Annotated in this window: 26 protein-coding genes; 13 read left to right on the top strand and 13 right to left on the bottom strand. The window is 65.6% G+C overall.

Annotated elements, in window-relative coordinates:
- The first annotated feature begins 397 nt into the window (after window positions 1–397).
- Both N825_RS05230 and N825_RS05225 read left to right on the top strand, forming a co-directional pair.
- A complete protein-coding gene (locus tag N825_RS05230) occupies window positions 398–1,441 on the top strand; it encodes a LacI family DNA-binding transcriptional regulator (protein ID WP_037448010.1) in 1,044 nt (347 codons plus the stop codon).
- A gap of 184 nt (window positions 1,442–1,625) precedes the next feature.
- Window positions 1,626–2,492, top strand: coding sequence for an SDR family oxidoreductase (locus N825_RS05225; RefSeq protein ID WP_037448564.1), 867 nt, complete (start codon window positions 1,626–1,628; stop codon window positions 2,490–2,492).
- Window positions 2,493–2,678: 186 nt separating this feature from the next.
- On the opposite strand, the gene N825_RS38695 is transcribed toward N825_RS05225, so the two are convergent.
- From N825_RS38695 to N825_RS05210, 4 genes are all read right to left on the bottom strand, one after another.
- The gene (locus tag N825_RS38695) at window positions 2,679–2,834 is read right to left on the bottom strand and encodes a hypothetical protein (protein ID WP_157618993.1); all 156 of its coding nucleotides are present in this window, start codon (window positions 2,832–2,834) and stop codon (window positions 2,679–2,681) included.
- Between the two features lie 58 nt (window positions 2,835–2,892).
- Window positions 2,893–3,342 carry a PRC-barrel domain-containing protein gene (locus tag N825_RS05220; RefSeq protein WP_051511575.1) on the bottom strand — a complete coding sequence of 150 codons (450 nt, stop codon included), beginning with the start codon at window positions 3,340–3,342 and terminating at the stop codon, window positions 2,893–2,895.
- 136 nt (window positions 3,343–3,478) lie between these two features.
- A complete protein-coding gene (locus N825_RS05215) occupies window positions 3,479–4,327 on the bottom strand; it encodes an anti-sigma factor family protein (RefSeq protein ID WP_037448007.1) in 849 nt (282 codons plus the stop codon).
- Window positions 4,327–4,848, bottom strand: a complete 522-nt coding sequence (locus N825_RS05210; protein WP_051511640.1) for an RNA polymerase sigma factor — start codon at window positions 4,846–4,848, stop codon at window positions 4,327–4,329. The genes N825_RS05215 and N825_RS05210 overlap by 1 nt, the downstream gene beginning before the upstream one ends.
- Before the next feature lie 231 nt (window positions 4,849–5,079).
- Here N825_RS05210 and N825_RS05205 point away from each other — a divergent pair, with 231 nt between their 5' ends.
- The 3 genes from N825_RS05205 to N825_RS05200 all read left to right on the top strand — a co-directional run bounded on the left by N825_RS05205 (window position 5,080) and on the right by N825_RS05200 (window position 6,547).
- The gene (locus N825_RS05205) at window positions 5,080–5,268 is read left to right on the top strand and encodes a CsbD family protein (RefSeq protein WP_037448004.1); all 189 of its coding nucleotides are present in this window, start codon (window positions 5,080–5,082) and stop codon (window positions 5,266–5,268) included.
- A gap of 74 nt (window positions 5,269–5,342) precedes the next feature.
- Window positions 5,343–5,429, top strand: coding sequence for a small membrane protein YohP (locus N825_RS41165; RefSeq protein WP_157619015.1), 87 nt, complete (start codon window positions 5,343–5,345; stop codon window positions 5,427–5,429).
- 41 nt (window positions 5,430–5,470) lie between these two features.
- A complete protein-coding gene (locus tag N825_RS05200) occupies window positions 5,471–6,547 on the top strand; it encodes an endonuclease/exonuclease/phosphatase family protein (RefSeq protein WP_037448001.1) in 1,077 nt (358 codons plus the stop codon).
- 41 nt (window positions 6,548–6,588) lie between these two features.
- Here N825_RS05200 and N825_RS05195 read toward each other — a convergent pair whose 3' ends face one another.
- Entirely contained in the window at window positions 6,589–7,863 is a 1,275-nt protein-coding gene (locus tag N825_RS05195; protein ID WP_051511574.1) for an MFS transporter, read from the bottom strand.
- A 108-nt stretch (window positions 7,864–7,971) separates the two neighbouring features.
- Here N825_RS05195 and N825_RS05190 point away from each other — a divergent pair, with 108 nt between their 5' ends.
- The 8 genes from N825_RS05190 (at window position 7,972) to N825_RS05155 (ending at window position 16,433) form a co-directional block, all read left to right on the top strand.
- Window positions 7,972–8,829 carry an AraC family transcriptional regulator gene (locus N825_RS05190; protein ID WP_051511573.1) on the top strand — a complete coding sequence of 286 codons (858 nt, stop codon included), beginning with the start codon at window positions 7,972–7,974 and terminating at the stop codon, window positions 8,827–8,829.
- Between the two features lie 662 nt (window positions 8,830–9,491).
- Window positions 9,492–11,288, top strand: coding sequence for a PQQ-dependent dehydrogenase, methanol/ethanol family (locus N825_RS05185; protein WP_037447998.1), 1,797 nt, complete (start codon window positions 9,492–9,494; stop codon window positions 11,286–11,288).
- Between the two features lie 72 nt (window positions 11,289–11,360).
- Entirely contained in the window at window positions 11,361–11,834 is a 474-nt protein-coding gene (locus N825_RS05180) for a c-type cytochrome (protein WP_037448549.1), read from the top strand.
- Window positions 11,816–12,481 carry a hypothetical protein gene (locus N825_RS05175; protein WP_157618992.1) on the top strand — a complete coding sequence of 222 codons (666 nt, stop codon included), beginning with the start codon at window positions 11,816–11,818 and terminating at the stop codon, window positions 12,479–12,481. The genes N825_RS05180 and N825_RS05175 overlap by 19 nt, the downstream gene beginning before the upstream one ends.
- A complete protein-coding gene (locus N825_RS05170; RefSeq protein WP_157618991.1) occupies window positions 12,478–12,870 on the top strand; it encodes a hypothetical protein in 393 nt (130 codons plus the stop codon). The genes N825_RS05175 and N825_RS05170 overlap by 4 nt, the downstream gene beginning before the upstream one ends.
- Window positions 12,871–12,917: 47 nt before the next feature.
- A complete protein-coding gene (locus N825_RS05165; protein WP_037447993.1) occupies window positions 12,918–13,370 on the top strand; it encodes a (2Fe-2S)-binding protein in 453 nt (150 codons plus the stop codon).
- A 4-nt stretch (window positions 13,371–13,374) separates the two neighbouring features.
- Window positions 13,375–15,699, top strand: a complete 2,325-nt coding sequence (locus N825_RS05160) for a xanthine dehydrogenase family protein molybdopterin-binding subunit (RefSeq protein WP_037447991.1) — start codon at window positions 13,375–13,377, stop codon at window positions 15,697–15,699.
- A gap of 86 nt (window positions 15,700–15,785) precedes the next feature.
- A complete protein-coding gene (locus N825_RS05155; protein ID WP_037447988.1) occupies window positions 15,786–16,433 on the top strand; it encodes a hypothetical protein in 648 nt (215 codons plus the stop codon).
- Between the two features lie 18 nt (window positions 16,434–16,451).
- Here the strand turns inward: N825_RS05155 and N825_RS05150 are convergent, their stop codons facing one another.
- The 8 genes from N825_RS05150 to N825_RS05115 all read right to left on the bottom strand — a co-directional run.
- A complete protein-coding gene (locus N825_RS05150; RefSeq protein WP_037447985.1) occupies window positions 16,452–17,183 on the bottom strand; it encodes an ABC transporter ATP-binding protein in 732 nt (243 codons plus the stop codon).
- Entirely contained in the window at window positions 17,170–18,960 is a 1,791-nt protein-coding gene (locus N825_RS05145; RefSeq protein ID WP_037447982.1) for a branched-chain amino acid ABC transporter ATP-binding protein/permease, read from the bottom strand. The genes N825_RS05150 and N825_RS05145 overlap by 14 nt, the downstream gene beginning before the upstream one ends.
- Window positions 18,957–19,826: a branched-chain amino acid ABC transporter permease gene (locus N825_RS05140; protein WP_245613014.1), complete on the bottom strand. Its 870-nt coding sequence runs from the start codon at window positions 19,824–19,826 to the stop codon at window positions 18,957–18,959. The genes N825_RS05145 and N825_RS05140 overlap by 4 nt, the downstream gene beginning before the upstream one ends.
- A gap of 74 nt (window positions 19,827–19,900) precedes the next feature.
- Window positions 19,901–20,983, bottom strand: coding sequence for an ABC transporter substrate-binding protein (locus N825_RS05135; protein ID WP_198038188.1), 1,083 nt, complete (start codon window positions 20,981–20,983; stop codon window positions 19,901–19,903).
- Between the two features lie 158 nt (window positions 20,984–21,141).
- A complete protein-coding gene (locus tag N825_RS36215) occupies window positions 21,142–22,119 on the bottom strand; it encodes a DUF3298 domain-containing protein (protein WP_198038187.1) in 978 nt (325 codons plus the stop codon).
- Between the two features lie 188 nt (window positions 22,120–22,307).
- Complete coding sequence (locus tag N825_RS05125; protein WP_037448543.1) at window positions 22,308–23,015, bottom strand: alpha/beta fold hydrolase; 708 nt, start codon at window positions 23,013–23,015, stop codon at window positions 22,308–22,310.
- Window positions 23,016–23,473: 458 nt separating this feature from the next.
- A complete protein-coding gene (locus N825_RS05120) occupies window positions 23,474–23,869 on the bottom strand; it encodes a type II toxin-antitoxin system VapC family toxin (RefSeq protein ID WP_037447975.1) in 396 nt (131 codons plus the stop codon).
- Window positions 23,870–24,310: 441 nt separating this feature from the next.
- The coding region (locus N825_RS05115; RefSeq protein WP_037447971.1) for an SDR family NAD(P)-dependent oxidoreductase at window positions 24,311–24,728 on the bottom strand (418 nt) is incomplete at its 5' end.

Here is a 24,728-nt window from a genome sequence, read left to right as displayed (position 1 = left end):
CGTGAAACGGGGATGGCCGACGAAGGGGGAGGGCGGCGCCTGGGTCAGATTCCGCCGGCGGGGAGCCGCTGACAGACCCGGTGCCGCGCGCGGGGAGCTTTCCGCCTCCTCATGACGTTGATGGCGTCACGCGGGGCTGATGAATTGGATGACCCGGTCAAACTCTCCTCCCTCCACCTTTTTCGCTCCGAACCATTACGGCGCCCACTCTGTTCGGCGGGCTTGGATATCTTCGCCGTGGTCGGAAAACGATTTTCCAAAAACGTTTCTGGTATGGCAGGATAGGCATCGGATCGCGGATACGTCAACTCATGAATCTTACAAGCGCCCACACCGTACCCGGGGCTGTCCCCGCGATGGAAAGGCGATCGGAACGAGACCAGCGGAGAACAAGCCAATGACCGAACGCAAACGTGTCACCATACTCGACGTGTCGCGGGCGACGGGGCTGGCTTTGTCGACGGTGTCGAACGCCTTGGCCGGCAAGAACCATGTCAGCGAGGAGACCAGGGCCACCGTCCTGGAGGCCGCCACGCGGCTGGGCTACAGGGCCTCTACCGTGGCGCGCGCCTTGCGCATGCAGCGCAGCTTCACGATCGGCGTCCTGGTGGCCGATGTCGCCAACCCCTCTTCGCCGGACTTCGTCCGCGGGGTCGAGGACGTGGCCATCCGGGAGAAATGCACGCTGCTGCTCTCCAACACGGACGGCGACGAGGAGAGGCAGTTGCTGCACATGCGGACCCTGCTGGACCGGCAGGTCGATGGCATGGTGCTGATCTCCCAGCACGTCTCGTCCCCGGCCGTCCGCGCCTTGCTCGACGCATCCACGCCCTTCGTGCTGATCCAGCGCCGGAACCCCTTGTTTCCGGATGATTATGTCGGTTCCGACAACGTCATCGGCGTCAGCGAGGCGATCAACCACCTGCATGCCTTGAAGCACCGGCGCATCGGCTTCGTGCGCGGTCCCTCCGACAGCAGCACGGCGGGCGAGCGCTTGGAGACCTTTCTGGCGGAGGCCAAGCGTCTTCGGCTCAAGGTCGACGACGAGCTCGTCTTCAAGGGCGACTACGGGTTCGAGACCGGTGTCGCCGCCGGACGGCACTTCCTGCGCCTGCGCCGGCCGCCGACCGCCATCATGGGCAGCAGCGACATCAACGCGCTCGGCGTGATGGAGGCGGCGCTGGAGTCCGGATTGTCGATTCCCGGGCAGTTGTCGGTGGTCGGTCTCGACGACATAGCACTGGCCAGCTTCCGGGCGATCAACCTGACGACCATCCACCTGCAGAAACGCGCCATGGGCGCCGCCGCCGCCGATCTCCTGATCGAGCGGATACGCCAGCCCGACCGGACACCGCAGGAGCTGATCTTTCCGACCCGCCTGGTGGTTCGCGGCTCGACGGCGGCCCCGGCGCTCCCCGAGGCGCCGCGCCTCCGCGCCTGAAGCCATCTCCCGCGCCGTCCGGCTAGAAACGTTTCTCGAAGTCATCTCCCGCCTTGCGCGTCAGGTCAGACGTGGATCAACCGGGAAACAAAACCCAGACCTCTAGTTGATGGGATCGGCGCGGAACCGACCCTCACCCGGCCTGTTGCGTCCCCAAACCCCTGATTTGGAGACCGACATGGCCATGGACCCGAAAAACGACGCCCCGAAGCAGCCGCAGCCCAAGCAGCAGCAGGACATGCCAGGCTCGACCGCCAAGATGACCCCGACGCCCGACCACGGCGAGAAGAGCTACAAGGGCAGTGGCAAGTTGGAGGGCCGCGCCGCCATCATCACCGGTGGCGATAGCGGCATCGGGCGCGCCGTCGCCATCGCCTTCGCGCGCGAAGGAGCGGACGTGCTGATCTCCTACTACAACGAACACGACGACGCCCGCGAGACGGCCCGCTGGGTCGAGGAGGCCGGCCGCAAGGCCGTCGTGGTGGCGGGAGACATCAAGGAGGAGCGGCACTGCGAGGATCTGGTCAAGCAGGCGATGGAGCGGTTCGGCAAGCTGGACATCCTGGTCAACAACGCCGCCCACCAAGCCAGCTTCTCCAGCATTGAGGACATCAGCGCCGAGGAGTGGGATGTCACCTTCCGCACCAATATCCACAGCCAGTTCTACCTGTCCAAGGCCGCCATCCGGAACATGAAGCCGGGTAGCTCCATCATCAACACCTCGTCGATCAACCACAAGAACCCGTCGCCAACGCTGCTGGCCTACGCCACCACCAAGGGCGCCATCGCGAACTTCACGGCGGGCTTGGCGGGCTTGGTCGCGGAGAAGGGCATCCGGGTCAACGCCGTGGCGCCGGGACCGATCTGGACGCCCCTGATTCCCTCGACCATGGACGAGGAGAAGGTCGCGAGCTTCGGCTCCAACACCCCGATGGGCCGCGCCGGCCAGCCGGCCGAACTGGCCGGCGCCTATGTCCTGCTGGCCTCCGACGACGCCAGCTACATCACCGGCGCCCTGATCCCGGTGACCGGCGGCCGGCCGATGCTCTAGCGTCACGCCGGTATCGGTGGCCGGTGTCAATCCACCGCCGGGACATCGACGCCGTTCGCGACGGTTCGCGAGCGGCGGTCGGCGTGCCCGATCGTGGTTGTTGACCGACACGAACATGCGGCCTTCATCATGGACAGACCGGATGAAAGGCCCATCCTTGGCGAACCCAACCCACTCCGCGCGCTTCTAGCCCCTGCGCCGGGGTTGCTGATCATCCTCCAGGTCATAGGCGACCTCGGCGACCTTCTTGGCACCACGTGGGAAAACCACGCCCAGCACACCGACGGTCGTCAGGCCGACCAGGAAGATGAAGCCGAGACCTTTACCGAACACACCGAACATATCTTTCTCCTTTTCATGTCATCGATTTCGCTTCGGAACCACCACCCGTTCAGGGAGACTACTCCTGGTTGGCACCCACGAGCCCGGAGTCGCCGTCCGCACGCTCGTAGTCCGGTGCGGCCTGGAAATCTTCCGCGGTCATGGTGACCCTGACCCGGTCTTGGTCGGGCGAGGCTTCGGTGTCCGACCAGGGGATGGCCACCTGCCGCTCCCCGATCCCCAGGACACCGCCGCCGCCCACCACCACGCGCTCGATCTCACCGGATCGGCTGAGCAGGATATCGTTGATTTCCCCCAGTGACTCGCCGTCGGCGCCGATCACGGTGCGGCCGATCAGGTCATCCGCCAGCACGGCGTCGGTGGTATCGACTTCGGCCTCCGCCTGGGTGCGTTCGACCGGGATCGGCGCGCCTTGCGATCCCGCCCTGTCGTCATCCCGCGCCAGGGCGATTAGCGGCGCCGCCACGGTGAGGGCGAGCGCGGTCGTCAGCATCAGGTTCGTTCGCATGGTTCCTCCTTCGAGCGATCATGGGATTGATCTTTTTCGTCGCGTGCGGCACCGGGGCGATGGCTCCTTGTATTGGCCGCACGAGCCAAATATGGCCTAATGAAATGTCGGGGCGTGTCGGGCCACGCCTTTCCGTCTATCCGCGTATCTGAAAGAACGACCGTACCCGCTCGGCGAGGCCGAACTCCTCTTCGGTTTCAGGCGGCGGCATCTTTCGGATGGACCGGTTCAGGCCACGTGCGACCGCCAAGGTCTCCTCGCGCGGCAGATCGCTCGCGATCACGTACATCAGGGGACCGTCGGCCCAGTAGGCGACGCGAACATCATTGCGTTTCTCGGTCACGATCTCGGGATCCGGCTCGGGAATGCGGGGCTGGATCTGCAAGGTCAGCCGCCGTCCCCGATCGTCCCGGTAGGAGAGCTGGGCGGCCTGCGACCGGTTGGTCGTCGCGGTGACCTGGCTGCCCACCAGGCTGAACTGGTATCGACTGAGATCCGGAACCTGCAGGTCGACCATGCTCGCCTGCTCGACCCAGTTGATCGGCCGCCGCACCAGCTCCGAGGAGGGTGCGATGTGGTCCGCCACGATCGCCCGTGCCGCTTCGGCATGGGCGAGCGACACGCTTTCGCGCAGGACCGGGGTCGTCGCATCGGCTCGCGGTAGGAACTCGCCCGCCGACCACCCTAGTCCGCATCCCAGCAGAAGAGTTGCCGCCAGCGGCGCCATTCGTCTGACCAGCCCTGGAAATCGCGCCGGCCGTCGCGGTTTGAACACCGAAGCCAGCCGACCGGGCAGGGGCTCCTCGGCGACAGGGCCGTAGAGCGCCCGCATCGCCTCGCTCTGAAGCCTGCATCGCCGGACCCACTCCGCCTTGTCGGGATGCTGGTCCAGGTATGCCTCGACCGCCCGACGGCGCGGGGGGTCGAGGCGATCGTCTACGTATCCATGCAGGTCGAGATCGTTGATGTCATCGTGATCATCCATCACTTCACCCTTCTCAAGGCGACGGGTCTCAAGGCGACGGGGCGCACCTCGGCGAGGTTCAGGGACTGCAGGGCCTCGCGGGCGCGGGACAGGCGGGACCGGACCGTCCCCACCGGGACATCGAGCACACAGGCGGCCTCCTCGTAACTCAGCCCTTCGAGAACGACCAGCAGCAGCGTCTCGCGCTGGAGGTCGGGGAGTTCGTCAAGGGCGCGCGCCATCTCCTGAAGTTGCAGGTGCCCGAACTGGCGAGCCGGCTGGGCGATGCTGATGTCCTCGATCGAGGTGGTCTGCGGCGCGTTCCGGTGACGCTTGGCCAAGTTGATATGGACGTTGTACAGAATTCTCAGCAACCAGCCCCGGATGCTTCCGGTGCGCTGCCAGAGATGCCGCTTGCGCAGGGCGCGCTCCAAGCACTCCTGCACCAGATCGTCGGCGCGGTCGCGGTCCCTGACCAGAGCCCGCGCGTAGCGCCGTAAACCCGGTGCCTCCCGTGCGATCAGCCATTCCGTCTCATCCATGACTTCCCCTTGTCCACGCTCCACCATCTGGCGGGGCCAGTGGATCTTGAAGGGACAGACACCCGGTTCCGCGAAACGGTTCCAAATTAAACGCGGGCGCATTCCGCTGAATTCCGCGAAGAGTGTCGGCATCGTGTTCTGGCTTGGGCCTGAATTTTTATTGGAACCGATCACGGGCCGCCGCTGTCCATATCCCGCTCGCCAAGATTTTCATCCAGCAAGGAGCGGACAATGAGCGACGATCGGACCGAAGGCTCGATGAAGAAGATGAAGGGCGATATCAAGGAGGGAGCCGGCAACCTGACCGGTGACGGCAAGCTCCAGTCCGAGGGCAAGGCCGACAAAGGCGAGGGCAAGATCCAGAACGCCATCGGCGGCATCAAGGACGCCCTGACCGGCAAGGACAAGACCGAAAAGTAATTCCCACTTCGACGAAAAAGCGGCACACGGTCCCAGGGTCGTGTGCCGAACGCCGCAAACAATGGAGATCGAGAATGCTAAAGTTTCTGGGTGGTACGGTGGGTGTGATCTTTCTGATCGGCCTGCTGGTCGTGGTCGGCATTCTCGCCCTTATTTTCTGACGCGTTTCGCGTAGAAGGACCTTCCCGACGGACATGGGATCATGCTGAAGCGGCTTTTTGGGGCAACGCTGATCCTGGCCGGCCTGCTCCTGTTGCTCGCCACGGCGCTTCCCTTCATTCGCGGCAACGAGTGGTGGGTCCGCATCTGGGATTTCCCTCGCGCCCAGGTCACGGTCCTGCTGCTCGTGGTCGGTGCCGGGATGGTCGCCACCTTTCCGATCCGCAAGCCCTTCAACGCCATCTTCTTGGCGGCGCTTGGACTCGCGGCGGCCTATCAGGCTTGGCGTGTGCATCCCTACACCCCCTTGCATGGGGTGGAGGCGATCCAGGCGGAATCCTGCGATGACGCGTCGCGCCTTCGCATCCTGGTCGCCAATGTTCTGATGGGCAATGAGGACGCCGAATCCGTGCTCGGCTTGGTGCGGACACTCGGGCCCGACATGGTCCTCCTGCTCGAAACCAACCATTGGTGGGATTCGCGGCTCAACAAGCTCCGGCCGGATTATCCCCATGTCGTGGCCCATCCCCAGGATGACAGCTATGGGATGCACCTGTTCTCACGGCTGCCTCTTGTCAATCCTCGGGTTCGGTTCCTGCTCGAGGACTACGTGCCATCCATCGTGACGCGCGTGCGGCTGCGATCGGGCGAGGAGATCGACTTCCACGGCGTCCATCCCATGCCGCCGCCGCTCGACGACACGGACGAGCGCGACGCCGAACTCCTGCTGGTCGCCCGTCAGGTCCATGAGGATCCTCTGCCGGCTGTCGTCGCCGGTGATTTGAATGACGTCGCCTGGTCGCGCACGACACGGCGGTTCCAGGAGATCAGCGGCCTGCTTGACCCGCGCATCGGCCGCGGCCTCTACCCGACCTTCAACGCCGATTGGCCGCTGCTGCGCTGGCCCCTTGACCATATCTTCTTCGAGGAGGAGTTCGTCCTGCTCGACCTGAAGGTGCTGCCCGACATCGGGTCGGATCATTTTCCCGTCTACGTGTCCCTGTGCCACCAGCCCGGCGCCGCCGCCGTCCATACCGAACCGGCGCCGGACCCCGACGATCTCCGGGACGCCAAGCGGGCGATCAGGGAGGGTCGGGAGGAGGCGAACGAGCCCGAATGAGGGACGGCGTCAGGTATTACCTGGACTGGCTTCGGGGCCGCTCACGGCCGACCCGAAGCCAGTGGCACCGGGTTTGACACTGGGTTCGGCGTGATGGTTTGCCGCCGCGCCGCCCCCATGGGGCCTTCGAGGTTCGGCAGGAACACCGTCAGGATGCCCAGCAACGGCAGGAACGAGCAGACCTGATAGACATAGTCGATGCCCTTGGCGTCGGCGACCATGCCAAGCACCGCGGCGCCCAGGCCACCGATGCCGAAGGCGAAGCCGAAGAATAGCCCGGCGATGGTGCCGACCCGGCCCGGCACCAGTTCCTGCGCGAACACGATGATCGCCGAGAAGGCCGACGCCAGCACCAGGCCAATCACCACCGTCAGGACCGCGGTCCAGAACAGGTTGACATAAGGCAACGCCAGCGTGAACGGCAGCACGCCGAGGATCGAGCCCCAAATCACGTATTTCCGCCCGAACCGGTCGCCGATCGGCCCGCCGGCGATCGTCCCGACAGCGACCGCGCCCAGGAAGACGAACAGCAGTATTTGGGAGTCCTGGACCGAGACGTTGAACTTCTCGATCAGGTAGAACGTGTAGAAGCTCGACAGGCTGGCCATGTAGACATATTTCGAGAACACCAGCACGCCGAGTACGACCAGCGCCGTGACGATCTTGGACCGGGGCAGCGACGCGGTGGCGTGCTTGCCGGCGCGCTTGGCGTGGTTCGCCAGGTTCCTGCCGTACCAGCCGCCAACCTTCCACAGCACGATCATGGCGAGCAGCGCCGCCAGCGAGAACCACGCGACGCTCGACTGTCCACGCGGAACCACGATGAAGGCGGCCAGCAAGGGACCGAGCGCCGAGCCGAAGTTGCCGCCGACCTGGAACAGCGACTGGGCCAGTCCGTGTCTCCCTCCCGAAGCCATCCGCGCCACGCGGGAGGATTCCGGATGGAACACCGACGAGCCCATGCCGACCAACCCCGCCGCGACCAGCAGGAGCCAGAAGTGATGGGCGAAGGCGAGCAGGACCAGCCCAACCAGGGTGAAGCCCATGCCAACAGCCAGCGAGTAGGGGCGCGGCTTCTTATCGGTCTGGAATCCCACCAGCGGCTGAAGCAGTGACGCGGTGACCTGGAACATCAGCGTCAGGAGCCCGATCTGGCCGAAATCGAGCCCATAGTTCGCCTTGAATATTGGATAGAGCGCCGACAGCATCGACTGCATCATGTCATTCAGCAGATGACAGAAGCTGATCGCGGCGATGATGGTGAAAGCGGTATTGTTCGCGGCCAACGCATCGGCTGGCGCTGTCGTACTGGACAAGGGAAGCTCCTTCTGTCGGGATCATGGTCCCATGCGGCCCAAGATAGCGATTTGCCGTTTGACCTGCTTTCGTGATAAGGCCTAAATCCTTTTCGAGTGGGCCACCCCATGCGCGGCGACCGTAGCGGAAACATCCAGGACGAGCCCGGCCAATCCGACTTGGCGCGCGTAGACTGGCTGGAGCGCACGGAAGGCACGATCGTGCCGCTCGCCAGGGAGTACGCGACCGAGCACGTCGTCCCGCGCCACCGCCACACCCGGGCGCAGCTTCTCCACGCGTTGACGGGCATCGTCACCGTCACGACCGACCAGGGCCGCTGGATGGTCCCACCCAATCACGCCCTATGGATCCCGTCCGGCGTCGAACACGCGGTCGCCATGCACGGGCGCGTCAGCATGCGCTCGATCTACGTCAAGCCGGAAGCGATCGTGGGCCTCCCGCGCGAGATCCGGCCCCATGAGATCCGCGTCCTGGGTCTGACGGACCTGATGCGCGGCCTGATCGGCGAGGCGGTCAAACTTCCGGCCCGTTACGAACCCAACAGCCGGGCCGGGCTGATCATGGCGCTGATCATCGAGGAGATCCCCTGCCTGTCCGAACGACCGCTCGGGCTGCCGCTCCCGGCCGATCCGCGTCTGGCGGCGCTCTGCCGGCGTTTCCTCGCGGTTCCGTCGCCGCACGAGACAATCGACGCCTGGGCGTCGTCCCTCGCCATGAGCCGCCGCGCCTTCACCCGCGCCTTCCGCCGCGAAACCGGCCTCAGCTTCCTGGCATGGCGGCAGCAGGCTTGCCTTTTCGCGGCCTTGCCGCGGCTCGCGGCTGGCGAACCGGTGACCAGCGTGGCGCTCGATCTCGGCTACGAGAGCGTTTCCGCCTTCACCACCATGTTCAAACGCGGCCTGGGGGCGCCGCCAAGCCGCTACCTGCGTGAAACCCCACCGCCAGTATCCGAAGGTGCCGAGTGACAACGGCGGCCACCAACCCGCTTCTCCAGACAGTCATTTCAAGAAAGGGAACGATTACAACAAAACTACCTCAACTTTGCGAGATGGAAAGTATTGAGTGCGCCGCAACATTGCGAATTTCAAAAAATCGGACCACAATCTCCTCTTGAAACCAATCCAGGAAGCATGTTTAGTTTCCTTTCGTAAACAATCGAAATGCGGCACGTCGAGAATGCGCAACGATTGAGAAAGCGCTTTTCGCCTCATCCTGCAACGGTTGTCCTGCGCCCGAGGTCAGATCCATACTTCTGGAGGGGACGGTGGCAGCTCATGGTGTGGTTTGGTCAGGGGTGGCATGCCCCCGGTTCAATTCTTTAGATCGCCTGACGCCAGGGGTTGGCGCGAGTGAGATCGTTCAAAACCGTCGCCGGGTTCCCATCGGGTATCTTACCCGGGATCGGCACCGCTGTTCCCTGATCCACTCGATCGGACCGCCATCGCCGCGGCCGTGATGGTCCACGGCCCGCATCCTCGACGTTGATAAGAAAATCCCTCGGTTAAGCCAAGACGCGGGTGGTTCGACCCACGCCGACGCTGGTCGGCGCCCATTCCAAGTCTAGAAAACACGACCCAAAAACGCGCCACCAAAAAATTGGGCATCGCAGCCCAATAGGGGAGGAAACATGAAAAAGCCTTATCAGGCCGCTTGGCGCGTGGCGCCGGCGGCGATGACCCTCGCCATGACCCTGTCGCTGGGAACGGCCCTCGTTCCGGGCACGGCGTTGGCTGGCGACGTCACGCAGGAACGCCTTCTGAAGGCGTCGGAAGCCGAACCGCAGAATTGGCTTCATCATCACGAGTCCTACAGCGGCCAGCGCTTCTCAAGGCTGGACGAAATAAACACCAGCAACGTCAAGAACATGAAGGTCGCCTGGACTTTCGCCCTGGGCGGCATCGAGAAGGGTGGCATCTGGCCCCATGGCGGGCTGGAGGGCACCCCCATCGTCGAGGACGGCATGATGTACGTCACCGATGGGTGGGGCAGCGTCTACAAGCTCGACGTCCATGGCGGATCCGGCAAGCTGATGTGGCGGATGGATCCCAAGACCGACAAGGAATGGTCGGGCGCCGTCGCCTGCTGCGGCGTCAACAACCGCGGCGTGGCCTTGTGGCGTGACAAGGTGATCTCCCATACCCTGGACGGCCGCCTGATCGCCACCAACAAGGAAACCGGCGAGATCGCTTGGGAACGCAAGGTGGCCGACCCCGCCGTCGCCGAGACCATCACGGGAGCGCCGCTCATCGTCAAGGACATGGCGATCACCGGCGTCGGCGGCGCCGAATACGGCATCCGCGGCTGGATCGCCGCCACCAACCTCAACGACGGCAAGGAGGTCTGGCGCCGCTTCACCATTCCCGCTCCCGGCGAACCTGGCCACGATACCTGGAAAGACGATTACGAGGCCTGGAAGACCGGCGGCGGCTCCACCTGGGTTACCGGAACCTACGATCCCAACCTCGACGCGATCTACTGGGGCGTTGGCAATCCGGGACCGGACTGGGACAACCAGTACCGTCCGGGCGACAACCTCTACACCAACAGCGCCGTGGCGCTGGACCCCGCCACCGGCCAGATCAAGTGGCACTATCAGTACACGCCCAACGATCCATACGACTACGATGCCGTGGCGGAACACGTGCTGGTCGACGAGACCGTTCGCGGCAAGGCGCTCAAGCTGTCGCTCCACGCCAACCGCAACGGCTTCGGCTACGCCCTCGACCGCGAGACCGGCGACTTCGTCTGGGGCACGCAGTTCGTCGACAAGCTGACCTGGACACCGGGCCTGGACGAGGAGACCGGCAAGCCGGTCAACTACGACCCCAACGCCCAGGTCCAAAAATACGCCGAGGGAACGGCGCCCAGCCGCGAGGATTCGGTCGGCACGTCCTGCCCCGGCAACATGGGCGGCAAGAACTGGCCACCGACCGCCTACAACCCGCAGCTCAAGCTCTGGTACATACCGGTGATCGAGAGCTGCAACCAAATGATCAACGAGGAGATGGTGCCTGGCGAGAGCTACAAGCCTCGCGAATGGTTCACCGGCGGCGGTCCTCGTCAGCACGTCCAGATCACCGGCAGCGTCACCGCCATCAACGTCACGACCGGCAAGATCGCGGGCAAGTTCAAGACGCATTATCCGCTGCTCGGCGGCATGCTCGCCACGGCCGGCGGCGTCGTCTTCACGGGGCATCCGTCAGGCGAGATCTATGGTCTGGACGCCAAGTCGCTCGAACCCTTGTGGACCTTCAACACGGGCTCCGGCGTCAACGCGCCGCCCATGACCTACTCGGTCGACGGAAAGCAGTATGTCGCGATCCTGGTCGGTCTCGGCGGTGCCTGGCCCAAGTGGTTCGTCGACGGGACCAAGGGCCTGGAGAAGGTCCAGCCCAGCAGCATGCTCTACGTCTTCGCCCTCTGAGAAACCACCGGGCGGCGCTCCGGAACGCCGCCCGGTTCCTCACGAACCAACCAGCGGGATGATGACGAGAGCATGGGAAGCCTGATTCTGAAAACACTATCCGCGGCCTTGTTGGCGCTGCCCGTCCTGGGCGGTGCCGCCTTGGGCGCGGAGGACGGCAAGGCGATCTACGAGCGGGCCAATTGCGTCGGCTGCCACAAGTGGCATGGCGGTGGGGGCGGCGGTTACGGTGGCGCCGCCCTGTCGCTCCGCGGCACCCAAATGGACCGTGACCAACTGATCGAGGTGATCCAGTGCGGCAGGCCGGGGACCCGCATGCCGTTCCACGACAAGCACGCCTGGTCGACCGTCAAATGCTTTGGGATGGACGAGAAGCCCAGCGGCGACGGCGCGCCGTCGCAGGCGGCGGAGTTCCTGACGCCGGAGGAGATCGCCAGCGTCGCCGATTACGTCACCGCCAACATCAAGGGCAAGGGTAAGCCGGACCGCGCCGACTGCGTCGCGTTCTGGGGAGAGGGAGCGAAGCAATGTCAAAGCTACAAATGACCGGATGCTCGTTGCTGCTGGCGGCGGGCGTCCTCGCGGCGGCGCCGGTCCTGGCGCAACCCACCAGCCCGGGCCACAGCGACGTCCGGCAGGTCAGGGTCGGTCTGGCGCTCGACGAGAAATCGGCGGCCGGCCTCGGCGGCTTCGCCTGCGCGAACGAAGGCGCTCCCGCCCTCCAGGGCTGGTCCGACTACAAGACCTGCCCGGCCAACGCCCAGGGCCTGCGCGAGATCCGGTTCGAGTTCCAGGAGGACGACCGACTGGTCCAACTCGCCGACCGTTGGGAAGGCACCAAGATCGCCGGACATCCCGTCATCCTGACCATGGCGGTGACCGAAGAGGGCGTGATCGACGGCCTCCGCATCGTGACCGACGACGAGGCCAGTCCGTACCTGCGCAAGAAGGCCTACCTGCTGTCGATCAAGGTGCGCGAGCACTACGGACGCGACGGCTGGACCTGTGTCGACCTGCCGCGCGAGCCGGGCGAGACCGAAATCGGCGGCATGTTCGTCAAGCAGGAATGCGACAAGTCGGCGGATGGCCGTAATCTCAAGATGTGGACGAAGCTGTTCCGCGGAGCCGGCCAGGAAGGCAAGCGGTACGAGGACTCGGTCAGCGTCGAGGTGACGCGGGCGTCACCATCATGACCGGGGCCGTCATGACCGGCCGCGGCTGGCTGTTCGGTGCCGCCGCCGCCGTCCTGCTCCTGTCGGGCGATGCGGCGCTGGCCCACAACAATCCCCAGATCGCGGAAACGCTGATCCAGACCGTCGCGATAGAGGCCCCAGCCTCGAGTCCGACATTCGAACTGACATATCCTCCGCGCACGGTCGAGCTGGTCTGGAAGGTCGCGGGCGGCGGAGCGGACGCGGTGGCCTTCTCGGTCGAGGCCGACGGCAAGACTGTGGCGACCGATATCCATCACGGACAGGTCACGCCGCGCGTCAAGGCTGGACAGTTCCGGGTCGTGGACGTCAAGGGAGCGTCGTTTCCCCTGACGATCGAAGTGTTCGCGAACGTGATGGCGAAGAAATAACCGGCGTTTTTCGTTCGGCCTGACGATTTGATCAAAGGAGAGGCTCCATGGCGCTTACCCTCACCGTGAACGGACAGCGGCATCAGGTGGATGTTCCGCCGGACACGCCGCTGCTCTGGGTCATCCGCGACGTGATCGGGTTGACCGGCACCAAGTTCGGCTGCGGCATCGCGGCTTGCGGCGCCTGCACCGTCCATGTCGGCGGCGAGGCCGTCCGGTCCTGCGTCACCTATGTCGGCGACGTCAGCGATCCCGTGACGACGATCGAGGGGCTCGACCCGGCGGGCGACCATCCCGTCCAGAAGGCTTGGCGCGACGCCAACGTGCCGCAGTGCGGCTTCTGCCAAGCCGGCCAGATCATGCAGGCGGCGGCCTTCGTGGCCTCGACCCGCAATCCCGACGACCGGCAGATCACGGAAGCGATGTCCGGCAACATCTGCCGGTGCGGCTGCTACCAGCGGATCCACGCCGCCGTCAAAGCCGCCAGCACGGGAGCCTGACGCCATGACACACCAATTCACGGGCCAGCGGGTGATCATCCAGAACGTCAGCCGCCGGGGCTTCCTCAAGGGTGCCGGCACGGCGGTCGGCCTCGTGGTGGCCCTCCAGTTCATCCCGCTGCGCGAGGCGCGGGCGGCGGTCGGCTACGCCACGGGCGCCGGCGAGATGCCGCACGGCACCGTCAACGACCCCCATGTCTTCATCACCATCGACCCCTCGGGAACGGTCACGATCGTGACCCACCGCTCCGAGATGGGCACCGGCATCCGCACCAGCATGCCCATGGTCGTGGCCGACGAGATGGAGGCCGACTGGTCCAGGGTCCGGATCACCCAGGCTCCCGCCGACGAGCCGCGCTATGGCAATCAGGACACCGATGGCTCGCGCAGCATGCGGCATTTCATCCAGCCGATGCGCCAGTGCGGCGCCGCCATGCGCCAGATGCTGGAAACGGCCGCCGCCAAGCAATGGAGCGTTCCGGTCGGTGAGGTCCAGGCCCGCAACCACGAGGTCGTCCACCAATCGTCCGGCCGCAAGCTGGGTTATGGCGACCTCGCCAAGGCCGCCATGGACGTGCCGGTCCCGCCGGTCGAACAGCTCACCCTCAAGAAGGACGCCGACTTCCGCTACATGGGCAAGGGGATCGTCCAGATCACGGATCTGCACGACATCACCACGGGCAAGGCGGTCTATGGCCAGGACGTGACGCGCCCCGGCATGAAGTTCGCCGTGGTGGCGAGGCCGCCGGTCGTCGGCGGCCGGGTCAAGTCGTTCGACCCGTCGGAAACCCTCAAGGTGCCGGGCGTGGAGCGGATCGTCGAGATCCCGACCCAGGAGTCCCGGATCAAGTACATGCCGCTCGGCGGCATCGCCGTCGTCGCCAGCAACACCCACGCCGCCATCAGGGGCCGCGAGGCGCTCAAGATCGAGTGGGAGGATGGCCCGAACGCCTCCTACGACAGCGCCGCCTACAAGGCGAAGATGGAGGAGACCGGGCGGACCGCCGCCAAGGTCGTCCGCAACGAGGGCGACCCGGAAAAGGCCTTCGCCAGCGCCGCCCGCAAGGTATCGGCCGAGTATTACGTCCCGCACCTCGCCTGCGCGCCCATGGAACCCATGGTCGCCACCGCCGAGATGGTCAATGGCGCGTGCGAGGTCTGGGCGCCGCTCCAGTATCCCTACGGCTGCCGCGAGGATCTGGCTAAGATGCTGGATCTGCCGATCGAGAAGGTCACCGTCCACGTGACCCTGCTTGGCGGCGGTTTCGGCCGCAAGTCCCAGTCCGACTACGCGCAGGAGGCGGTCATCGTCTCCAAGGCGCTGGGCGGGGTCCCGGTCAAGGTGACCTGGACCCGCGAGGACGACATCCAGCACAGCTTCTACCACACGGTCTGCTTCAACCGGCTGGAGGCGGCGCTGGACAAGGACGGAAAGGTCACGGGCTGGCTGCACCGCACGGTGGCACCCAGCCTGCTGTCGACCTTCATGCCCGATCCCAAGCACGAGCACCCGCTGGAACTCGCGATGGGCGTGGTGGACATGCCGTTCGCGATCCCCAACATCCGCTGCGAGAACGGCGAGGCGGAGGCGCATACCCGGATCGGCTGGTTCCGCTCCGTCTCCAACATCCCCCACGCCTTCGCGGTCCAATCCTTCGTGGCGGAGATCGCGCACGAGCTGGGGCGCGACCCCAAGGACTACCTGCTGGAACTGATCGGTCCGGCCCGCAAGATCGACATCACCAAGTCGGGCGTGATCGACGCCTTCTGGAACTACGGCGATCCCTACGAGACATACCCGATCGACACCGGCCGCCTGTCCAACGTCCTCAAGGTGGCGGCCGAGGCGATCGGCTGGGGCCGCGAGATGCCGAAGGGCCATGGTCTGGGCATAGCGGTACACCGCAGCTTCCTGACCTATGTGGCGACGGCGCTGGAGGTGGCGATCGACGATCAGGGCAACCTGACGATCCCGCGGGTCGACACGGCGATCGATTGCGGCTTCGCGGTCAACCACGAACGCATCCAGTCGCAGATCGAGGGCGCCGCGGTGATGGGCATGAGTTCCACCATGTTCAGCCAGATCACCTTCGAGAAGGGCAGGGCGGTCCAAGGCAACTACGACACCTTCGAGGTGGCGCACATGGACACGTCACCCCTCAACGTCCGCACCCACATCATCCCGCACGGCTACGACGTGCCGGCCAGCGGCGTGGGCGAACCGGGGGTGCCACCCTTCGCGCCGGCGCTGTGCAACGCGATCTTCGCCGCGACCGGCAAGCGCATCCGGACCCTGCCGATCGGCCGCCAGGACCTGCGCCCGGCTTGACCCGGATCATGACCCCGGAGCCCCGCGGGAGCCGGTAACGGCCTCCCGCGGGACACCGGCTATGGGACACCACTAAAGGATAGATCATGTCGAAACGTCTGGGCTTGGCCTCCTCCCGCATCGCCGTCGGGCTCACCCTCGCGGTCGCCGCCGGAACCGCGGCGGCGCAAACCACGACCATGACCACCAAGGCGGACCAGCCGGTCACCGTCCAGGGCGAGATTTCCGGGATCGAGGCGAACCACCTGACCGTCAAGACCCGCGACGGCGAGACGCGCCTGACGCTGGCCTCCGACGCCCGGATCCTCAGCCTGACCAAGTCCAACGCCGAGGCGGTGGCGTCCGACAGCTTCATCGGCGCCGCCGGGACGTCGGAGAAGGAGGAGATGATCAAGGCCAAGGTGGTCGTGATCTACCCCAAGGGCTCGTCGGGCGTCAGCGACGACTATCTGACCTGGGACATGTCCTCCGACAGCAAGATGCGGAACGGCACGGTCCAGAGCATCGAGAACGGACCCGACGGCCGCGTCATCGGGCTGAAATACCCTCAAGGCGGCGCCACGGTGATCATCCCGTCCAGCGCCTCCGTGATGGCCGCCGCCCCGGCTGATCGGAAGACGCTGAAGAAGGGCGACCACATCTTCGTGCCCTCGGCGGACAAGGCCGACGACGGTTCCCTCTCGACCGACATGGTCGCGGTCGGCGCCGACGGCTTCGACCCCCAACTGCAATGACGGAAACGCGGCGGAGCGCTACTCCGCCGTGACCCGCCCGCCAAGATAGGCCGCCCGGACTTCCTCGTTGTCCAGCAGCGTCGCCGGTGGCCCCTCCACGATCAGCCGCCCCGTCTCCAGCACATAGCCGCGATCCGCGATCGACAGCGCCATGTGGGCGTTCTGCTCGACCAGCAGCACGGTGGTGCCCCGCGCCCGGATGTCGGCGATGGTGCGGAAGACCTGCTGCACGATGATCGGCGCCAAGCCCAGCGACGGCTCGTCCAGCATCAGCAGCTTCGGCCGCGCCATGAGCCCACGCGCCACCGCGACCATCTGCTGCTGACCGCCCGACAGCGTCCAGCCCGGTGAGTCCGCGAACTTGAGGATATCGGGAAAGATCCCGAACGCCGCCTCCAGGTCGCGGTCCAGTTCCGCCCGCGGCACCCGTCCCCGGTTGGAACTGCCCAGCAGGATGTTCTCCCGCACGGTCAGGCCGGGAAAGATCCGCCGCCCCTCCGGCACGTGGGACAGCCCCAGCCGCACGATGGCGTTGGCCGAGGCGCCGGCGATCTCTTGTCCCATGAACCGGATCGACCCCGATCGCGGTTTCATCAGGCCGGAGATGGTCCGCAGCGTCGTCGTCTTGCCTGCGCCATTGGCGCCCAGCAGGGTCACGATCTCGCCGTCCTCGACCCGCAGGGAAATCCCGTTCAGCGCGTCGACCGCCGTGTAGCCGGCGGTGACGCCGTCGAGTTCAAGCAGCGCCATGGGTCGGGACCTCTCCGAGATAGGCCGCGATCACGGCCGGTTGGCGCAGCACGTCGCGCGGCGAGCCCTCGGCGATGCGCTTGCCGAAGTTGAGCACGGTGATGTGGTCGGCGATCCGCTCGACCATCGCCATGTCGTGGTCGATCAGGAAGATGGTCAGCCCATGGCCCTTCAGCCGGCGCAGCAGCCCGACCAGATCCTGTTTCTCCGTCGGGTTCAGCCCGGCGGCTGGCTCGTCCAGCAGCAGCAGCGCCGGTTGCCCGGCCAGCGCGCGGGCGATCTCGACCAGCCGCTGGTGCCCATAGGGCAGGCTGCCGACCAGTTCCGACGCCTTGTCCGCCAGCCCGACGAACCCCAGCGCCTCGTAGGCGCGTTCCCGCAGCTGCGCTTCGCCGCGCGCCGGCGCTCCCGGCCGCTGCGCCCCGACCAGCACGTTGTCCAGGATCGACAGCGACCGGAACAGCCGGATGTTCTGGAACGTCCGGCCGACCCCGGCGGCGCACCGCTCGTGCGGCGCCAGGCGTGTGATGTCGCGCCCGGCCAGCGTGACGCTGCCCGCCGTCGGCTTGTACAGCCCGCTCAGCACGTTCAGCAGCGTCGTCTTGCCCGAACCGTTGGGGCCGATCAGGGCGTGGACGGTACCCCGCCTGACCGTCAAGTCGACCCCGTCGACCGCGCGGAGCCCGCCGAAATGCTTCGCCAGCCCGCGCGTCTCCAGGAACTCGGCCGGTCCATCCGACGCGATCTCCAGCCGGAACGGACGCGGCGTCACCAGCGCCGCCGCCGGCTTCGCCCCGCCGCCTCGGGCGATCCGCTCCAGCAGGCCCCAGATCCCCTCCGGCATGAACACCATGATCAGGATCACCGAGAGCCCGTAGATCGCCAGATAGATTTCCTTCAGAAAGCGCAGCCATTCCGGCAGCAGGATCAGCAGCCCGGTGCCCAGCGCGGTGCCGAAGGCGGACTGGACGCCGCCGATCAGCGCCATGGTCAGGAACACCACGGATTCCGCGAAGCTGAACTGGTCCGGGCTGATATACGAGAACCCCGATGCGAACAGCGCGCCACCCAGACCGCCCAGCACGGCGCTTATGGTGAAGGCGACGACCTTGGTCCGATAGGTGTGGACTCCGACCACGCCGGCCGCCAGCTCGTTGTCGCGCACCGCCTGCATGGCGCGGCCCAGCCGGGTCCGCCGCAGATACCAGACCCCCAGAGCCACGGCGTAGAGCACGACGATGCAGAAGGTCAGGTACGCCCGCCCGTTGGTCAGCGACACGCCGGGCAGGTTCGGCCGCGCGATGCCGGACACGCCGTCCGGCCCGTGGGTGAACTCGATCGAGTTGACCAGCACCAGCGTCACGATCTGCTGGAAGGCGATCGTGACCATCGCCAGATAGTGCCCGCCGATCCTCAGCGAGGTCAGCCCCAGCACGGCCCCCGCCGCGGCCGAGGCCACCAGACCCAGCGCCATGGACAGCCAGAACCCCAGCCCGTAATCGACCGTGCCCAGCGCCACGGCATAGGCGCCGATGCCGAAGAAGGCGGCCTGCGCCAGCGAGAGCTGGCCGGTATAGCCCAGCACCACGGTCAGTCCCAGGACCGCGACCGTGTAGGTCACGGCCTGCATCAGCATGTTCAGCACATAGCCCGACAGCGGCATGATCTGCGGCAGGGCGGCCAGCGCCACGGCGATGACGGCCAGCACGATGCCGCCCGCGATGGCGCCGCGGCTGGTCGCGGGGGCGGGATGGGAAAGTGTCGCGTTGGTGGTCATGCCTTCTCCGCCACCTTCTCGCCGAACACGCCCTGCGGCCGGACCATCAGGAACAGGAACAGCACCAGGAAGGCGAACCCGTCCTTGTACGGCACCGAGATGTAGGCGGCGCCGAACGTCTCGACGACGCCCAGCGCCAGCCCGCCGACGATCGCCCCGGTCACGTCGCCGAAGCCGCCGATGATGCTGGCCGCGAACGCCTTCAGCGCGATGGTCGACCCCATGTTGATCGAGACGAACAGCAGGGGCGCCACCAGGATTCCGGCCACCCCGCCCAGCACCGCGCTATAGGCGAAGGTGATCCCGATCATCAGCGCCACCGGGATGCCGAGCAGCGACGCCATCTCCTTGTCCTGCGAGGTCGCCTGGAGCTTCTTGCCCAGCATCGTCCGCTCGAAGAACAGGTACTGCAAGGCCACCAGGGCGAAGGTCACCACCAGGATCAACAGGTACTGGCTATCCAGGAAGACGCCGCCGACCGTGAAGCCGGGGAACGGCAGCATGGGAGGCAGGCTCTGCGGATGCGGCCCGTAGGCCGCCAGCACTCCGTTCTGCAGCAGGATCGACGCGCCGATCGTGCTGATCACCACCGGCAGGAAGGTCCGGTGCCGCAGCGGATAATAGACCCCGTAATTGAACAGGATGCCGAACGCCGCCATCGTGACCACCGCCACGATGACGGCGATCCAGTAGGGGACGCCCAAGTCGATCGCGAGCACCACCATGATGAACGCCCCGATCATCGAGAAGTCGCCTTGGGCGAAGTTGACGACGTTGGTGGCGCGGTAGATCAGCACGAAGCCCAGCGCCACCAGCGCGTAGATGCTGCCGATACCAAGCCCCGTGAAGAGCAGTTGCGGAATCATGGACATGAGCGTCCTTTCAGCGGCCGTATCTCAGGCGCCAATCTTGATTTGATCTGGATTTATGGGGCCGACGCTCAGTCCTTGAAGTCGATGCGCCGCTCGAACACGATGGTGCCGTTATCGTTGTGGACGATGTTGTAGCCGTGCAGCCCGTCGCCGTTCTGGTCGAAGTCGTAGGTGCCCTCCGCCCCGGCCAAGCCGCTGATATCCATGATCGCGGCGCGGATCTTCTCCGGATCGGTGCCGCCGGCGTTGTTGATCGCCTTCGCCAGCACGGTCACCGCGTCGAACGGCCAGGCGGCGAACACGTCGGCCTTGGTGCCATAGGCCGCCATATATTTCTGGGCGAAGGCCTCCGACGCCGGGCTGGCCTTCTCGGTGTAGTCGGTGACGCCATAGGTGCCGTTCAGCGCGGCGCCGGCCAGCCGCAACGCCGACGTGGTGGCGATGGTGGTGGAGCCGATCCACGGGAGGTCGACGCCAAGCTGGCGCATCTGTTTGGCCAGGATGCCCTGGTCGGTCTCGAACGTGACGTAGCTGGACAGCACCTCGGCCCCGGCCTGCTTGACCGCCAGCGCCACCGGCGTGAAATCCTGCGAATTGTTGGTGTAGCCCTGTGTGATCATGACCTCGGCGCCCAGCGCCTTCAACTGCTCGGCCAGCGCGTTCTTCCCGGCGGTGCCGAAGGCGTCGGTCGAATGGACGATCGCCCATTTCTTGCGGTTCAGGACATTGACGCCGTATTCGGCGATGACCCGGGCGGAATAGGTGTCGTTGGGCCTGAACCGGAACAGCCAGGGATTGCCCATGTGGGTCAGCTTGGGATCGGTGCCGCCGATCATCATCGGCTTGCCGGTCTTGATCACGTCGGGCGCCATGGCGTGGACCTGGGTCGAGCGGATCGAGCCGATGAACGCCGGGATATCGCTGTCGCCCGCCAGCTTGCTGAAGGCCAGGACCGCGCCGGGGTTGGTAGTCTGGTCGTCCTCGATCACCAGTTCGAGCTGCTTGCCGAGCACGCCGCCCGCCTTGTTGACCTCGTCCGCCGCCAGCTTGGCGCCATTGACCTGGAAGCGTCCCGATTCCGCCGCCGGGCCGGTCAGCGGCGCCACCATGCCGATCTTCAGGGTTTCGGCGGCGATTCCTTGCGACGCCACAAGTGTTAGTGCGCCGCACAACATCAGTGCGGCCAATCCATGCTTCGCCATCGTTTCCCCCAAGCGTAAGTTTTTCTTCGTTAACTTGGAGTTTGAGACAGCTTAGGCGGGCTGACAAGCATGATTAACGCGGCTGACTTGCGGCGGCGTGAATAACGTCACCTGGGCGGAATCGGCAACACGGGTGACGCGGCGAGGTAGGGCTTCAGGTCCGCCCACGGGATGGCGACCTTGGGCATGCTGGCCGAGTACGGCCCCACCTCATAGACCGAGAACCGGATCGTCAGGGCCGCGCCGGTGATCTCCCAGTTCTTCGGATCGCTGGCGGTGGCCACCAGGGCCGCGGGCTCCGGAGTGTCCAACGTCCAGCCATCCGCCTCGGCTTGGGCGGACAGCCCGGCGAAACAGCGGTCGGCCAAAAAGCCCCGCCATCCCGACCTGGGATTGAAAAGGTCGGCTGGCTCCAGTTCGCGTCCCATGGACAGCAGATGGTTGGAGGTCTGGGCGCCTTCCGTGCCATGGGCGGCGCCGTGGGGATAGACATAACCCTCGCTCGACATGCTGATCAGGTCGGATGAGGCCGAGTGGATATCGAAGCTCTCCTGCGCATCGATCCCGCTCTCATCCGCGGCGTCATCATCGCTCAAGCGGGGCGCTTGCGCGGTGGCGTCGCTCCTGGCCGCGACGGCGGCGTTCCAGGCCGCCGCCTCGCGCGTGGCGGGAGCATCGATGCGCGGATAGCGCCGAAGATCAATGGTCCAGCCGGTCACCATCCCCCCGTCGTCATCGACGGCAGCCTTCTCGAAGCCGAAGCTCTCGACCGGGATGAAGGTGAAAGGCCCCATTTTCACTGGAACCTTGCCCAGCCCGTCCCGACGATCCTGATAGGCGTCGCGCAGGCATTGAAGCGCCTCCTTCGACCCGACGCAGGTCGCGGAGACGTATTTCAACCAGCTCCGCTGGTTATCCCGAAGCTGCCTGCGCCCGTCCTCCGACACCGCCGCACGGGCACGGGAGTATTCCGCCGCCATGGCCTCGTCCAAGCGCGACAGCGCGCCATCGCCGCAGATCAATCGCTCCACCGGCAGGGAAGCCTTGGCGCAATCGAAACTGGCGGCGTTGGCGCTAGTCGCCACTGAAAAAAAGCCGAGTACAGCAGAAATGGTAAATAGAATCTTCATGTATTGGCCCGGCCGCTCTTGAAAATCAACCAGGAAAACCGCCAGGACTGACGAAATCCCTGTCGAACTCCAACATCATACACGTCGACTCTCAGCGTCGCCCCAAGTCTTTTTGATCCACCAGCCGGGCACCTTCCGGAAACCTATCTTCCAGCAACCTCCGCGACGGCATCGAGGATGACAGCCGCGACGGCTTCTGGCTGGGACAACAGCGACATGTGACTGGCCTTCAGTTCGGTCGTCCGCGCCTTCAGCCTACCCGCCAAATCCCGCTGAAGTTCGACGCTCACCGCCCTATCCTCGGTTGAGACGATGTACCAATTCGGCCGATCCACCCAGGCGGCCCTGGCGATCCTATCACCGAACGTGCCGGCCCCCAGCGGCGTTTGGGTGGCCGCCAGGACAAGCGCCTCCTCTCTCGGGAGGTCCTGCGCGACACTGTCGACCCAGCCATCGACGCCCATCATGAGGTTGCCGGTTCCATCGTCCCTGACCTCCCCCAGGCCGGGGGGCGCCAGATGGGCCGCGACCTGATCGCCGGTCGATTGGCCCACATCCGGAGCGAAGGCGGCGACGTAGACCAGCGCTTTCACCTTCGGATCATTGCCCGCCTCCGTGATCACCGTACCGCCCCAGCTATGCCCGGCCAGCACGACCGGCCCGGCGATCGTGCCGAGGGCGCGGTGGGTGGCGTCGACATCGGCGGCCAGCGAGGTCGTCGGGTTTTGGACCGCGACGACGGGCACTCCCCGCTTCTGAAGATAGGGAATGACCCTCCGCCAGCTCGACGCGTCGGCCCACGCGCCATGCACCAGGGCGACGGTGGCTCCAGTCGGGGATGAATTCGTCATGCTCATGCTCCTGAATGACAATCGGGAAATCGGATCGACCCCGAAGTCCGATAGGGCATGGCGACCGGAGCGTCTTGTCCAATAACCGGAGGGTTTGTCGGTTCATGTGGCGTTGGTTGACGAGGCGGTTCGCGCATTTATCGACGCCAGCGGTAAGGGGATCGAGGCGCGGTTTGGGGTATCCAAACAACCGCGCCACAAGTCGTAGCACCCGTCAGCGGGTCGAGCCGGACGCCGCCCGTCCCTCGGGAACGGGGGATAGAGAACCGGGGACAGACCACCATTATCTTGGCGCCGCCAGTGGATCAACCACCGTCATCTAAGCCCCCACGACGCCTCGGCGCGACCAGCGTCGTCTCAACAACACGCTGTTGCGCCCTACCCGGCGGGGCAACAGCCGAAGCACCCGCTTCCTTGGCATGAGCCATTACGGCTCCCCCCTGGAAGTGGATCCAACGTCAGCTGCGGAGGATGGAGGCACCATATGCCGCGACCATGGACTCGTGGGTGATCGGGCGCGGCGATTGGGCGAAGGCTTGGGCTACAAGGATGCGGTCGAAGGGATCGGCGTGCGGAGGGGGAAGGGCCTCCATGGCGGTGGCGTGTTCAGGGGAAATGCTCGGGAGGATGTCGCCCGCTGATCGGAAGTACTCCGCGGCTTCGGCGCCGGAAATGGGCATGTCATTGGGTTTGCCGCGAGCGAGCGCGTGTTTGATCGAGATTTCCCAAATACTCGTCGCGCTGACGGCTATGGTGTTGGCGGGATCGACGATCATCTCCCGTGCTCCGGCCGATAAGCTTGGACTGTCGGTGATGGCCCAGAGTGCGACATGGGTATCCAACGGCAACCTCATCCGGCAGTGCCGCCGGAGAGCTTCTCGATGGCTTCGTTGTCGGCGTCGATGTCATCGGGCACCGTGAAACGGCTCTTCGCGATACCGATGCGGGGGCCAGTGGGCCGCGCGGTCAGGGGAACGAGTTTGGCCGCTGGTTTGCCGACGGATGGTCGGAATGCCTCCGTGGCGGCCAGCTACCGCCATGTCGAAGTCAACCCGGCAATAATCGGGCGGCCGCTTGTTCGCGGACTGCTTGAGCCTTGAGCACGGAAGCTGCGGGAGCGAGTCCGCGCGAAAATGGTGGTCTGTCCCCGGTTTTCAGGCGCACGGCCACCGCTTTCCCGGAAAGGCGGAATCGCTCCTCCTGCCTCGGTGGTGAATGGAAGCCCCACGCCAAAATCGCCCCAAGCCACCGCCGGATCAAGTCGACCTTCCCGGTGGTGGATCTGAATGCCGAGTTCACACCGCGAAGCTTGTGGAGCGCGAGAGCGTGTCCCAGGCGGTCAATTCCGCTCTCATAGCTTCCAACTTGGCATCCACCAATGCCAACGCATCCTCGCCGAGGAACAGCCGCACCGGCGGGTTGTCCGCCTCGACCAATTCCAAAAGCGCTTTCGCCGCTTTGGCCGGATCGCCCGGTTGATTGCCGCTCTTGGCTTGCCGTGCGGCGCGTATGGGATCCATCACCGCGTCGTAATCGGGGATGCTGCGGGGCGTGCGTTCCATCGAGCGGCCCGCCCAGTCGGTGCGGAACTGGCCGGGCGCCAGCGCGGTGACACGGATACCAAAGCCTGCCACCTCCTTGCCGAGCGCTTCGGAAACTCCTTCCAGGGCGAACTTGCTGCCGCAGTAGAAGCTGATCCCCGGCATGGTGATG

It is taken from the genome of Skermanella stibiiresistens SB22 (assembly GCF_000576635.1).
Lineage (GTDB): Bacteria > Pseudomonadota > Alphaproteobacteria > Azospirillales > Azospirillaceae > Skermanella > Skermanella stibiiresistens.
The sequence above is the reverse complement of the archived record's forward strand: the minus strand, read 5'-3'. Positions and strand labels throughout refer to the sequence as shown.